Annotated in this window: 16 protein-coding genes; 8 read left to right on the top strand and 8 right to left on the bottom strand. The window is 61.6% G+C overall.

The genetic code is table 11. The features are described 5' to 3' along the window. The first annotated feature begins 83 nt into the window (after window positions 1-83). The 6 genes from LB519_RS09175 to LB519_RS09145 all read left to right on the top strand — a co-directional run bounded on the left by LB519_RS09175 (window position 84) and on the right by LB519_RS09145 (window position 5,368). Window positions 84-281: a hypothetical protein gene (locus tag LB519_RS09175; protein ID WP_027162632.1), complete on the top strand. Its 198-nt coding sequence runs from the start codon at window positions 84-86 to the stop codon at window positions 279-281. A 189-nt stretch (window positions 282-470) separates the two neighbouring features. Then, entirely contained in the window at window positions 471-1,343 is an 873-nt protein-coding gene (locus LB519_RS09170) for an undecaprenyl-diphosphate phosphatase (RefSeq protein ID WP_013532086.1), read from the top strand. A 71-nt stretch (window positions 1,344-1,414) separates the two neighbouring features. Continuing rightward, window positions 1,415-2,203, top strand: coding sequence for a phosphodiester glycosidase family protein (locus tag LB519_RS09165; protein WP_013532085.1), 789 nt, complete (start codon window positions 1,415-1,417; stop codon window positions 2,201-2,203). A 148-nt stretch (window positions 2,204-2,351) separates the two neighbouring features. Next, a complete protein-coding gene (locus LB519_RS09155; protein ID WP_063167840.1) occupies window positions 2,352-3,449 on the top strand; it encodes a GH25 family lysozyme in 1,098 nt (365 codons plus the stop codon). A gap of 226 nt (window positions 3,450-3,675) precedes the next feature. Then, window positions 3,676-4,284, top strand: a complete 609-nt coding sequence (locus tag LB519_RS09150; protein ID WP_063170216.1) for a class I SAM-dependent DNA methyltransferase — start codon at window positions 3,676-3,678, stop codon at window positions 4,282-4,284. A 118-nt stretch (window positions 4,285-4,402) separates the two neighbouring features. Continuing rightward, window positions 4,403-5,368: a DUF3592 domain-containing protein gene (locus LB519_RS09145; RefSeq protein WP_224619575.1), complete on the top strand. Its 966-nt coding sequence runs from the start codon at window positions 4,403-4,405 to the stop codon at window positions 5,366-5,368. A 14-nt stretch (window positions 5,369-5,382) separates the two neighbouring features. Here LB519_RS09145 and LB519_RS09140 read toward each other — a convergent pair whose 3' ends face one another. Then, a complete protein-coding gene (locus LB519_RS09140) occupies window positions 5,383-5,742 on the bottom strand; it encodes a hypothetical protein (RefSeq protein ID WP_013532081.1) in 360 nt (119 codons plus the stop codon). Between the two features lie 164 nt (window positions 5,743-5,906). On the opposite strand from LB519_RS09140, the gene LB519_RS09135 reads away from it, so the two are divergent. Both LB519_RS09135 and LB519_RS09130 read left to right on the top strand, forming a co-directional pair. Beyond that, window positions 5,907-6,428, top strand: a complete 522-nt coding sequence (locus LB519_RS09135) for a hypothetical protein (RefSeq protein ID WP_013532080.1) — start codon at window positions 5,907-5,909, stop codon at window positions 6,426-6,428. Continuing rightward, entirely contained in the window at window positions 6,421-7,038 is a 618-nt protein-coding gene (locus LB519_RS09130; protein WP_063167841.1) for a hypothetical protein, read from the top strand. The genes LB519_RS09135 and LB519_RS09130 overlap by 8 nt, the downstream gene beginning before the upstream one ends. Window positions 7,039-7,057: 19 nt before the next feature. Here LB519_RS09130 and pqqE read toward each other — a convergent pair whose 3' ends face one another. The 7 genes from pqqE to LB519_RS09095 all read right to left on the bottom strand — a co-directional run bounded on the left by pqqE (window position 7,058) and on the right by LB519_RS09095 (window position 12,524). After that, on the bottom strand, window positions 7,058-8,179 hold the full coding sequence (gene pqqE, locus LB519_RS09125) for a pyrroloquinoline quinone biosynthesis protein PqqE (RefSeq protein WP_063167842.1): 1,122 nt from the start codon (window positions 8,177-8,179) through the stop codon (window positions 7,058-7,060). After that, complete coding sequence (pqqD, locus tag LB519_RS09120) at window positions 8,176-8,472, bottom strand: pyrroloquinoline quinone biosynthesis peptide chaperone PqqD (protein WP_024504366.1); 297 nt, start codon at window positions 8,470-8,472, stop codon at window positions 8,176-8,178. Before pqqD ends, pqqE begins: the two co-directional genes overlap by 4 nt. Further along, window positions 8,469-9,227: a pyrroloquinoline-quinone synthase PqqC gene (gene pqqC, locus LB519_RS09115; RefSeq protein WP_063167843.1), complete on the bottom strand. Its 759-nt coding sequence runs from the start codon at window positions 9,225-9,227 to the stop codon at window positions 8,469-8,471. Before pqqC ends, pqqD begins: the two co-directional genes overlap by 4 nt. After that, window positions 9,224-10,162 carry a pyrroloquinoline quinone biosynthesis protein PqqB gene (pqqB, locus tag LB519_RS09110; RefSeq protein WP_063167844.1) on the bottom strand — a complete coding sequence of 313 codons (939 nt, stop codon included), beginning with the start codon at window positions 10,160-10,162 and terminating at the stop codon, window positions 9,224-9,226. Before pqqB ends, pqqC begins: the two co-directional genes overlap by 4 nt. 415 nt (window positions 10,163-10,577) lie before the next feature. Then, entirely contained in the window at window positions 10,578-11,138 is a 561-nt protein-coding gene (locus LB519_RS09105; RefSeq protein WP_027162625.1) for a PQQ-dependent catabolism-associated CXXCW motif protein, read from the bottom strand. Beyond that, complete coding sequence (locus LB519_RS09100; RefSeq protein ID WP_013532072.1) at window positions 11,135-12,028, bottom strand: quinoprotein dehydrogenase-associated putative ABC transporter substrate-binding protein; 894 nt, start codon at window positions 12,026-12,028, stop codon at window positions 11,135-11,137. Before LB519_RS09100 ends, LB519_RS09105 begins: the two co-directional genes overlap by 4 nt. Further along, a complete protein-coding gene (locus tag LB519_RS09095) occupies window positions 12,000-12,524 on the bottom strand; it encodes a c-type cytochrome, methanol metabolism-related (protein WP_013532071.1) in 525 nt (174 codons plus the stop codon). The genes LB519_RS09100 and LB519_RS09095 overlap by 29 nt, the downstream gene beginning before the upstream one ends. Window positions 12,525-12,681 lie beyond the last annotated feature (157 nt).

Raw genomic sequence — 12,681 nt, 5'->3', positions numbered from 1 at the left:
AGATAGCCGGCAAAGCGTCATTGGCGAGCCATCTTTGTCGTCCTATTTAAGGGTCGCGGGTACGGCATTCGAGGAGACGACGGATGAACGACAGCATCAGCACCCTGGACGAGCTTTTGAGAGATCCGATGGTCCTGCTTGTGATGGAGCGCGATCGTGTGCGTCCCGAACAGGTGCGCATGCTGCTCGAACGGGCTCGCCGGCCTTCGACCGATGAGCCCGAAGTGCCGCCGGCGCATGTGATCGCCAGGACATGCCAGAAACTCTGGCTCTGCCCGTAGTCGCTTTGCGATTTTCCCTGTGTGCCTCAAGCCGGCCCCAAGGTGGGCCGGTTTTCGAACGGCGTGCACCTCGGCGTGCCAGCTTACAAATCCGTAAATTGATTATCCGGCCCATGACGATAAGGCTTGCCCGGGATTGACCGATGGTCGGTCCACGCAACTCCGATCTCTCATGCACGGAATTCGATTTTGGCCGATATCTGCACCCAAGGCCTCGACACGGGCTTCGTCGGCCTGGGGTTCGCCAAGGTGGCGTTCCTCGGCGTGGTGCAAGGCATCACGGAACTGCTGCCAATTTCCTCGACTGCCCATATGCGCATCGTGCCGGCCGTGCTCGGCTGGCAGGATCCTGGCTCCGCCTTCTCCGCCGCCATGCAGCTTGCGGCCCTTGCCGCGGTGGTCAGCTATTTCTGGAGCGACGTCAGGGATATCCTGTTTGGATCGCTCGACGCTCTGGCGCGACGCGATTTCGCCGACCGGCATTTCAAGCTGGCGCTCTGGATCGTGCTGGCGACGATCCCCATCGTCATCGCCGGCGTTGCGCTGTCGGGCCTGCTCAACGCCTGCAATTCGCCGCTGCGTAGCCTGACGGTGATCGGCTGGGCCTGCATCGCCATGGCGATCCTGCTGGCGCTGGCCGAGATCTTTGCCCGTCACCGGCGCAGCATGGGCGATGCGTCGCTGACCGATGCGCTGCTCGTCGGTATCGCCCAGATCGGCGCGCTTGTCCCCGGCGTCTCGCGCTCGGGCTCGACCCTGACAGCGGCACTGGGGCTCGGCTTCAAACGGGCCGAAGCGGCGCGCTTCTCGTTCCTGCTCGGGCTGCCTGCCATCGCGCTCGCCGGCCTCAAGGAACTCTGGGAACTGCACAAGGTCCATCTCGACGCCCATGGCTGGTCGGTGCTTGCTGTCGGGCTGGTCGTCGCGTCGATCTCCGCCTTCTTCGCCATATGGGGGCTGATGCGCGTGCTGGAGCGTTTCTCGGCTTGGCCGTTCGTCATCTATCGCGGCCTGCTCGGCATCGTCTTGTTGTCGAGCGTCGCCATGGGATGGCTCGTCTAAGGCAGTTCCACAGTATCGCTTGAAACGGGCTATATCCGTACCGGACCTCGAACTTCGATTCCGGTACGCACATGGATTTTTTGACCCTCCTGCAATCGGTGCCACTGTTGCTGGCGATGGCCAAGGGGGCGCTGCCGTCGGTGGCGGCGCTTGGCGCGTCGTTCGGCCAGTGGGTTGTCTCGCTGCCACCATGCCGGGACTTCACCTTCGAGGCGACCAGCTATCTCGTTTGCGAGGTCGATCCGAAACGATATCAGCTCGAGCTGTTCTGGAAGGATGCGGCGGGCAAGCCGTTTCAGTCGCTGCACAATCTGCATGCCGCGCAACAGGCGATCGGGCGCACGATGCTGTTCGGCATCAATGCCGGCATGTATCACCCGAACCTCGCGCCGGTCGGTCTCTATGTCGAGCGCGGCCAGGAGATGGCGTCGGTGAAAACGGGTTCGGGAAGCGGCAACTTTTCCCTGCAGCCAAACGGCATTTTCTACATACGCGACGGCAGGGCCGCGGTCCGCGCCACCAGGGACTTCGTGAAGAGGCGCCCGACCGTCGACTATGCGACGCAATCGGGGCCGATGCTGGTGATCGACGGCAAGCTGCATCCGAAATTCCAGGCCGACGGCACTTCGCGGAAAACCCGCGACGGTGTCGGGGTGCGAAAGGATGGCGTCGCGGTCTTTGCGATTTCGAATGGCACGGTGACCTTCCATGCCTTCGCCCGGCTTTTCCGCGACGCGCTCGGTTGCGATAACGCGCTGTTCCTCGACGGCACGATATCCAGCCTGTTTGCGCCTGCCATCGGCCGCAAAGACGACTACTGGAATCTCGGGCCGATGATCGGCGTCTTCAGGAAATCCTGAGCCAGTTTCCACCGCGCTTACCCGCATGCGGTATGGCGAAAAAAACTTGATTCAAACTTTATTGGTAATTTCTCATTCATAACTGATCCGGTTTGTCCGTCGGCTGTCGTTTCGCCCTCGGTCTGTTGTGTTTTGAGTACAGGTCCAGATGCGGATTCCGGGCGTCGTCAGTTTTTTGATAGCATCGCTATGCCTTGCCGGCTGCTCGTCAACGGCCGGCGTCGATGCGCTGGATTTGCAGAAACCCTCCAACGAGACCACCAGTTCCGTGATCCGGCCGCCGGCACCGATCGCCGCTGCTCCGGCGGCAAGGGGCAACAGGGCGGCAAGGGCCGGATTGGCTCCCATGTCTGACAACGGTCCGGGGGAAAAAACGCGCCCGTTCGGCTTGGCGGAGGAGGAAGAGACGGGGGTGTTTGCCGCACCTGATGCGCCTGATCCCCAAGTGCCTGATATCGGCGGGCTGCCGGTCGAGCCGGCAGCCTTGGTGTCGCCGCCCAAGCTATTGACCCGCGCGGCACCGGCCATGCTTGCCGGGCCGCTCACCCGTTACGGTTTTCGCGACGCCAAGCCGATCAATTTCGGCAAGGGTTCGCCTCGCCGCCTTGCAGTGCACGGCGTCGACGTCTCGCGTTGGCAAGGCAACGTCAACTGGGACAAGCTGCGGGCGCAGGGCGCCAACTTCGCCTACATCAAGGCGACCGACGGTGGCGACCACCTCGATCCGATGTTCATGAAAAACTGGCGCAACGCCGACGCCGCCGGCTTGAAGCGCGGCGCCTACCATTTCTTCTACTGGTGCCGCACGGCGGGCGAGCAGGCGGACTGGTTCATCCGCAACGTGCCCAGGGTCGAAGGCGCGCTGCCGCCGGTGATCGACGTCGAGTGGAACGGCGAGTCCAGCTGCAAGCGGCGGCCGTCGCGCGAAAAGGTGCTGGAAAAGATGCAGGTGTTCATGGACAAGCTGGAGCGCTATTACGGCCAGCGGCCCATCATCTACACCGCGCCCGATTTCTACCGCGACAATCTCAGGGGCGAATTCCTCGACTATCCGTTTTGGCTGCGTGCGGTCGCCCAGCATCCGTCAAAGGTCTATCCCGGTCGCAAATGGCTGTTCTGGCAGTATTCCGGCTCCGGCCTGTCGCACGGCGTCACTGGCCGCATAGACCTCAATGTCTTCCATGGCGACGAACGGCAATGGCGCGCCTGGGCCGGCGGCCGGCAGACGGTAGCCGACGCCAACTGAGACAAGCTATCAGGCTTGGCGTCGTTCGCTTTCTCGGGTGTCCGCCGATCCTCGACCTCTTCGCCGCTCCCTTCAGGACCCGCTCACGCGGCCTGCTTGACCAGCGTGCGCTGTCGGACCATTTCAAGCGCGATATCGGACTGCTCGATGGACACGCTTCCGCCGGCAGCATTCGCTGAGGAAAGTGCCTGGCTCTTTGACCAACAAGGACGCATGGGAGGAAAAGATGGGTGTGTCATCGGAGGCTCTGGCACAGAGCCGTCAAACGATCAGCGCTTACGAGGATTATGCGGAACAATATGATGCCATCGTGCGCCATGTTCCCAACGAGAGGGAGCAGGCATCGCTCAAGCGCCTGGTGGCAATCGCCGGCACAGGTGGCCGGATTTTGGAAGTCGGGTCCGGAGCCGGATACGATGCGGATTTTCTGGAAAATTTGGGCGTCAAGGTTCGGCGCACCGACGCCACCAAGCGGTTTCTCGAGCTGCAGGCCGCGCGTGGTAAGCATGGCGAGTTGCTCGATCTCATCACCGATGATCTCGGCGGCCCCTACGACGCGGTCCTTGCCCTATGCGTCCTGATCCACGTGCCTCGCGACCAGACCGACCAGGTGCTTGCCAAGATAGCCGGGTCGCTGCGCCCGGGCGGCGCCTTCCTCGTCTCGATGCGCAATGGCGACGGCGAGAGATCAGGCGAATATCACATGGTCTACTGGCGCAGGGACGACTTCGCCGCCCATCTCGAAGGCGCCGGGCTGGTCCTTATCAGGGACGATTTCAACGTCGGCCGCAATAGCGAAGAATGGAACACGTTCCTGGCCGTGAAGCCTGCATAACGCGGCGTGGGCTGTTGCCGTTTGCGCTGCTCAGCCTTTTCAGATTTGCGAAAATACAAGACATTGCCGCCGCCATGCTGTCTATGTGCGGGTTCCTGCACTCCTGGGGGGAGACGAGTTGGAACTCAAGATCATGCTTGTCGGCTTTGCCTGCGTGGTCGCGGGCGCGCTGTCGTTCATCACCTTCATGAAATGGCGAGAGGTGAAGGCACTCAGCCGCTGGCTGCCGACGCCGGGAAAGATCATCTCGTCGCGCGTCGAGGCACGCGAGGTCAGAAGCTCGGGCGTTGGTTCGGACAGCACTGATACGACCGAAATGCGCAATTTTCCGGCGATCACCTTCGAATACAAGGTCGGCGGCAAGAAATTTCAAAGCTCGCGCTACAGCGTGAAGGAGAATTTGGGGAATTTCGAAGTCACCGAAACCCTTGCCCAGTTTCCCCGCGGCGCGGAGGTGACTGTCTTCTACAATCCGGCCGATCCGAGCAAAGCCGTGATCGAGCGCACCATGCCCGAAGGCGCCTTCAAGTTCATGATCCAGCTCTCGGCCGGGCTGGTGGTCGGCGCGCTTGTGCTGGTGTTTTCCGTCGGCGGCGTCCTGGAGGCGATCAGGCCGCATTTGCCCAAGCCGCAAAACCTCGGCGCGGGAGCGCTGCTGCTGTTCATGGGCCTGTTTGCCTTGCGCATGGGCTTCGTCCAGAGATCGCTGGCCGAGCAGGCGGCAAAATGGCCGGTCACTGCCGGCCGCATCGATAACTCGGGCCTGCAGGCGCTCCGAAACCATTCTGGCCATGGTCGCTGGCGCACCGTCTTCAAATCCCGCATCGTCTACTCCTATGACGTCGCCGGCCAGCGCTACAGCGCCGATCGTGTGACCTTCGGCGGAACCGTGACGGCTTCGTTGCCCGGCCTCGTCGGCGGCCAGGCACGGCAGTATGTCGAAGGCAGCAAGGTCGACGTCCACTATGACCCCGCCAACCCCGGCTCGGCGGTGCTGGAATGCCGGGTACGGGGGCTCTGGCTGTTATGGATCTGCTCGGCAGGCTTTCTCGGTGGCGCCGCCTTTCTGGTCGGCCTGGTCTGAGGCGCCGGACGCCTTCAACAGCGGACGAGCGGTCCGCTGTCGAAGCCAGGCCAGGTGAACCGCAGCGTGGCCCCATGCCTGACGATATGGATGACACGCGCGAACGGCTCCTCGATCGACGGGTCGGAACCGTAGCATTGGCTGGCATGCACCACCCAACCGGTCGAGCTTTTGCGAAATGTCGCCTGCTCGCAGCCGAGATCGGGGAACGACAGCGACGCCTGGTCCACTGTGAACACAGTCTCGCGTTGGATGTCGGGAGCCGCGTGGCAGTTCAGCCTGTCGCTAGACCATGTCCCAACATAAGGCGGCGCCGCCAGCGCGGAGCCACCGGCGAATGCGGATATTGCCGTCGTCATCACCAAACGCCGCATCACCACTCCTTCGATCAGTGCGCTCGACCATACAGGCTGGTGGGATTTTGCGTGGACAAGTTTTGTCCAGGAGCGGACAAACGCCGCCGTTCCGGATTTTGCTATGCTTTTGCGCGGATGATGCGACTGTGCGGGCCGACTCAACGCTTTCCCAGAGACATTGGATGATCACCCGCATACTGGCCTTTTTCCTCCTGGGCCTGCTCGGCCCGATGCAGGCGGCCTTGGCAAAAGAATGCCTCCTGAGTCACGCCACCTATCAGGAGCCGCGCTCGGGTGCCGTCGTGCAATTCCGGCCGCTCGCCAACGAGCCGGCGGCGCTGACGGCCGAAGTGTTTTCGCTGGCCGTGCCCAAAGCCGGCACGAGCCTGCCCGCCGACATCACCTGGACCAACGGCAAGAATTCCTTCCCGCTCGGCACCATTCGCCACGCCTGCACCGACGACGACCGGGAAGGCGGCCTGCAGGACGGTAGCGGATTGTGCAGGCTATGGGAGGGCCAGGTCTATGCCTTGACCGGCGGCGGCGCCGAGCAGTTGAATTCGCGCGAAGCGACACCGGCGCCGAGAGGGCTGCTCTTGCCCGGTTTCGGCGTGGCTTTCACCGAAGGAGCCGATTTCGCCAATGCCAATCCAGGCGGTTCGGCCTGGGACGCCTTCATTTTAACAGGATGCAGCGATGAATAGCGTGCGATCGACCATCTGGGCCAGTGCCCTGCTTGCATCCGCGACGATACCAGCCATGGCGGACGAGCCGGCGCCGTCGCGCCCGCCCATCGACAAATGCGCCTGGGAAAAATTGTCTGACAAAACTGTCGGGCTGGCCGCCTGGACGCAGCGCTGCGATTTCGGCTTCCGCCAGATCCATTTCGAATTCGCCGGCAAAGCGCTCGCCATCAAATACAGCGACGGCGGCGCGGCTGACCCTCTTGTCGAGGTCTTTGACATCAAGCCTGGCGAAACCGCCGAGGCTGCGTTGCAGCGCCTGTTCCTGGAAAAGACCGACAAGGCCGTCAGCGCCCGCTGTGTGCTGGCGCCTTACACCGAGGGCACGGTACCCGCCGGCGTCAAACGCTACACATTCAGCCCCGACGCCGCCTATGCGAAAGAGCTGAAAGCACTTGCCAGCTCCGACGAGATTCCCGAACCGCCCTGCGGCGACTGGGGTGAAATGCCTGACGGCATGCAGTATTTCGAGGTGCCCGCGGGTGAGGGGTACAGCCTGCTTTTTGTGCGCATCGGCCAGGACGAGCCATTGTTTGACGAGCAGACGCTACGCGTCTTGCCGAGGGGGTGAGAAGCGCTTTCTCGCCAGGTCAGGCGGATTCGGTCACCGCACCGATCCGCCGGTAGACGAATGCTTCTTCTCTCGAAGGAACTGTGGCAATGCGCTTGGCTTCGTCGATCAGCATTGCCATGCGAGCATGGATCGGCGATTTCGCGCAAGCCGGGTCCGTTGCAGCGGCATCGCCGGCGATCGCCATCGCCTGGCAGCGGCAGCCGCCCCAGTCGATCTCGCGCCGCTCACAGCCGCGGCATGGCTCCTGCATCCAGTCCGTACCGCGAAAGGCATTGAACGCCGGGGAATCGGCCCAGATCGAGGACAGCCTGCGTGGTTCGAAACGCTCGAAGCTGAGCGACGGGATCGTCTGTGCGGCATGGCAGGGCAGTACGGTGCCGTCAGGCGTCACCATGAAGGCGTCCCGCGCCCAGCCGCCCATGCACGGCTTGGGATAGATCGCGAAATAGTCCGGCGTCACAAAATCGATGTTGATGATGCCGGCCAACCGCTCCTGTGCCTCCGCGACGATCTCCGCCTGCCTATCGACCGCTTCACGCTCCGGCATCAGTTGATCGCGATTGGTTAACGCCCAGCCGGCATATTGCACATTGGCGATCTCGAGCCTCTCCGCGCCCAACGAAAGGGCGAGATCGATGAATTCCGGCACCTCCTCGATGTTATGGCGATGGATCGGCGCGTTGATGGTTAGAGGCAGACCGGCCGCGCGCGCGCGGCGTGCCGTCTCCAGCTTCTTTTCGTGGGCACCCTTGTGGTTGCCGATGCGATCCGTGGTCGCCGGCCGCGCGCCCTGAAAGCTCAGTTGCAGATGGTCTAGACCGGCTTCGGCAAATGCCTCGACACGGCCCTCGACGATGCCAACGCCCGCGGTAATCAGATTGGTGTAGACGCCGCGCCCCGCAAGCCCGGCGATCAATTGCTCGAGGTCGCGGCGCAGTGTCGGCTCGCCACCGGACAGATGCACCTGGAGCACTCCGAGATCGGCGGCCTCCGAGAACAGGGCGAGCCAGGTCTCTGTGTCGAGTTCGCGATTGGCCTTGAGCAGTTCGAGCGGATTGGAGCAATAAGGGCATTGCAGCGGGCAGCGATGCGTCAGTTCCGCCAGCATGCCGATTGGAGGGAGGAGGGGCGTGCTCATAGCCTCACCAGCAGCTTGTCCGACCATTCCTGCAGGAAGGCGATGACGTCGGTCGCCACGGCCTCCTGTTCGGCCTCATAATCGGCGGCAAGGCCGGCAATGATGTCGCCGACCGTGGACCGTCCATCGCAGCGTCGCAATATGTCGAGACTGACATCGTTCGGCCAGAATATCTTTTCCGGTGAAAGCACGGCGAATGCCTGCCGCAAGGGATCGTATTGTATGCGCACGTGCTTCGGCAGCGAAGGTACCGATCGCAACGACACCACAGCTCTTTCGCGCAGCGCCGTCATAGGGCTGCCTCGGGCTGGAAGGCGCCGGGCGGTATGTTTCCCCGCTCGCCATAGGCGTGTTGAAGCGCGTCAAGCATGGCCCAGAGTATATCGCATTTGAACACCAGTGCATCGATTGCCTGCTGCTGGCGCTCCGCCGTATCGGCGTGGCTGAGCACGTAGGCAAGGGCGAAGTCGGCGTCACGCGAGGCCTGTTCGGGCCGTTGCTTGAAATAGGCAAGCGTATCCTCGGTGATGTAGTCGTATTTGGCCAGCATTGCCGGCACCCGCTCGCCGATGATGAGTGGCGAAAACATCTCGGTCAGCGAGGACGCGACCGCCTCGAACAGCGTCCGGTTTGTGCAAAAGGAAAGGTAAGCGCCCACCGCGAAGCGTGTCGCCGGCAGTGCCAGCCTTTCGCTCTTCACGGCCTCGGCGTCCAGGCCGAGTGAAGTTGCCAGATACAGCCAGCGCGCGATGCCGCCGCTCCAGCCGTCCTCGCCGTCATGATCCTCGATCCGCTTGCGCCACGCGGCACGAAACGCTGGATCCTCGGCATGTACGAGTATCATGGCATCCTTGCGTGGGATGACCGCCTGATAGCAATAGCGGTTCAGCGCCCAAGCCTTCATCTCGGCCTTCGACAACGCGCCGCTGGTCATCCTGTGGTGAAAGGGATGACGATTGTGATAGCGCTCGGCGCCAACCTGCCTCAATACGGCTTCGAGAGCGCTCGTGGAGAGTCCGCCTTTGGCTGCATCGCGGAAGTCGCTCAAAATTCCATCTCCATACCGTCGTTTGCGATTTCCCAGCCTGCCGCCTTGACCGCCGCGTGCTCGGCGGAATTCTCGTCTAGGATGGGGTTGGTGTTGTTGATGTGGACGAAGACGCGACGGCCGACCTTCACATCGGCCAAGCCCGCAATCGAACCCAATTCTCCCGAGATCGCCAGATGCCCCATGCGCGAGCCGGTTTTCTGACCGACGCCGGCGACGATCATCTCGTCGTCGGTGTAGACCGTGCCGTCGAACAAAAGACAGGCGGCATCGGTGAGACGCGCGCGTAGCCGCGCATCGATGCGCGCGCAGCCTGGGATATAGAAGACGGAGCCGCGGCTGCCGATGCCGGCAATTCGGACTCCGATCGTGTCACCTGCGTCGGAGCTGAAATTGGCATCTGGATGGTCTCTATCCTCCAGATAGAGTGCTATCTTCCCGGGCACGGCAAAGGGCTCGATCATTACGCCGGTATCGCGGCCTTCTGCGTCGCAGATGGCCAACTCTTTCGCCGGCGGCAGGATGCGCCGCGGCACAAGCGCTGGATCGAGAACGTTGAAAATCGAATTCGCCTCCAGCGTCGCCAGAACCTGCGCCGTTGCATAGATGGCGAAAGGCTGCCGCTCGCGCAGGCTGAGCAGTCCGGCGATATGATCGACGTCGGCATTGGTCAGCACCACAGCGCGAATAGGTGTCGAGCGCAGCGGCGCATCGCCCGCAGGCTGTAATTCAGGTGTTGCAGCGATTTGCTGGCGAATGTCGGGCGAGGCATTGAAAAGAACCCAGCCCAACCCGTCCGCCGAGGCGGCGACACTTGACTGGGTTCGTGGATGCACGCTTGCCATGCCGTTGCGAGCCGCACGACTGAGACGGTAGTTGCAGTTCCATTGCGGAAAGCCGCCGCCCGCCGCCGATCCGATTATCCTCAAATGCATGAAAATGCCCGCGCGCCGGCTTCTCTGACCTGCAGGCAATTTGCAGTCACAAACGACAGTCCGCGCGCTTTGCGTGCGTCAAAATCTTTCACGGAAATCCCATGCGGCGAGGGGATGCGCGCCCCTGTCGCCAGGGACGCGCACCTCTGCGGCCTACTTCTTGGGAGTAATTTCAGCAGGCAGATACCGTGAAATTTCGAAGCCAGCGGCAACCTGACACATGGTCGGTTTTTTCCAGTTCTTCTTCATGACATTTCTCCTCTTATACCAGCCCGAAGGGACCGATCCTGTCGTTAGCCAACCATTGCAGGGCACCGACGCAATGGCTCGTCCATCAAGTTTCAAAATGGACAAATGAAACAATAGGTTTTGAAAAATTGAAAACAAACTATCGAGAATAATTGCAGTCCTTCCTTCAATTGTTCGTTGCGTAGGGTTTTTTCTCCTCCAGTGGAAGGTTTGCATCTTCCCATCCATCGGCGCCGAGCGGATACCAGATCACTGAACTGTAGCCCCACTGGACGGCCCGTTTCGCCGCATTCCACGACATCCAGCAATTCGTCATGCAGTAGAACAGAACCGTGCGCGACTTGTCCGTCCCGGCCTTGGCCGCGAGGCCTTGGCGAAAATAGCTGGCGGTCTCCTGCGAAATAGCGCCGTATCCCACATTGGCCAGCCATATGCTGCCTGGAATGTCCTTTCTGACCTTGTCTCTCCATATCGTCCCTGCCGGCAAATTGGCCGGTTTGGGCGTGTCCGGCATCACGTCGAAGAAGATCGCCTTTTTCGCTCGCCACAGCGCTTCCGCTTCCACCGTCGTCACCACCCTCGCGCCTTGCAGCGTCCGCGGCACCGGCGCCCGATAGTCGTCCATCCGGAAACCGCTGGGTTCGGCGATGTCGCCAGCCCATGTCGGCTCGGCCAGACCCAGAAGGCTCGCGGCGACCAGCACGAAAATAGTCTCCCTTCCATTCATTGGGTAATCAGGTTGTCGTGTTCGTCGATCAGCGGCACGTTGTAGCTCAGCAGGATCCTGGTGATCTCCGCCTGGTTTTCCCTGATCACCCGGTTGAGCGTCCGCTTCCATTCCTGGTCCGACGGACGTACGCCCATGGTGATGCGGTAAGACATGCGCGAGCCGGTTTTTTCCTTCACCAGTGGAACGATCGTCACATCAGCTCCGAGTTCCTTGGCGTAGTAACCTGCCATCGGTCCCCACAGCACCGCCGCATCGATCTTGTGTGCCAGCATGTCCTTGATCATGACCTCCCCCATTGATGGGGTGACGCGCGTATCCACCGCAAGCGGATAGATCTTGGCGGTCCGCAGAAGCTTGTTGGCGGCCATGTTGGCGGTTGGCGGCGTGCTTTCAACGACGCCGATCGTTTTGCCTGTGAGTCTGGGATCCTCGATCGTTTCCACGCCTTCCATATCGTGGCTTTTCGGATGCACCAGCACATAGGCGGAGCGATAGTAGGCGTTGGTGTTCTGCACCAGCTCATCGCCTTGAGCATAGCCCATGATGATGTCGCATCGGTTGGCCCCCAACGTATTGCGCACGAAGCCGGTGATCGTGGGAAACCAGGTGTAGGAGACGGACTTGCGCCCGGTTTTCGCGGCAACCAGTTCGGCCAGCTTGTTTTCGAAGCCTTCGCCGCTCTTGTCGGTGAAGGGCATATTCGAGGGATCGGCGCAGACGCGCAGAATGTCAGGGTCGACCAGTTCTCCCGCCGCGCCAAGGCCGGCGCTTTGCGCATGCGCGTTCGACGGCAGCAAGGCGAGTGTGCCGAGGATCGGCAGAACGACGCGCAGCTTCAATGCATCGCGGCCGATCATGTCATCCACCCATGCAGGATGCTTCGGCATCCTTCGCCGCCTGGGCCTTGTCTTCGTGCTTGGGCGGCCTTCCGCGGGGCGCCGCGCCATCCGCGCGCGCGCGCAGATAGACGTAGAGATCGTCCAGGTAGCAATAGACGTTCTTGTTGTCGCCAAAGGCAGGCATGACGTTTTCCTTGCCGCCGCCGACATTCTTGCGGCCTTCGGCGACGATCGAGAGGAATGTGGCGTAATCCATGGTTTTCAGGCTGTTGACCAAAGCCGGCGCATAGCTCGAACCTGTCGCGTCCTGTCCGTGGCAGACATGGCAATCGGAATGATACCGGCGGTAGCCGCTGAACGTGTACCAATCGACGGTTCCGTTTTCGATCTTGTAGGTCGGATTTCCATCCGCATCCAAATACTTGCCGCCTTCTTCCTTTACCGCCTTGGCTTTTTCCATGCTGTCGTCGGCCCGAGCGAGGCTCGAGCTTGCCAGAGGCAGCAGAGCCAGGACGAAAGCCGAAATTACAATGCGAACGGACATTCAAACGCTTCCTTCATTTGCCAATAGACACGGTTTTGCTGTCGCGACCGGCATTGATCGGTGTTTTTGGGTGCGTAACCGAATCGAGAGCCCGGCCATGGCTTCCGGATGTCCGGGCTCTCGTTCTTCAAGCCTTTGGTCTCACAAGACCTGAGGC

Origin of the sequence: Mesorhizobium sp. AD1-1 (assembly GCF_020164655.1) — a bacterium.
In the GTDB taxonomy this organism is placed as follows: Bacteria; Pseudomonadota; Alphaproteobacteria; order Rhizobiales; family Rhizobiaceae; genus Mesorhizobium; species Mesorhizobium ciceri.
The sequence above is the reverse complement of the archived record's forward strand: the minus strand, read 5'-3'. Positions and strand labels throughout refer to the sequence as shown.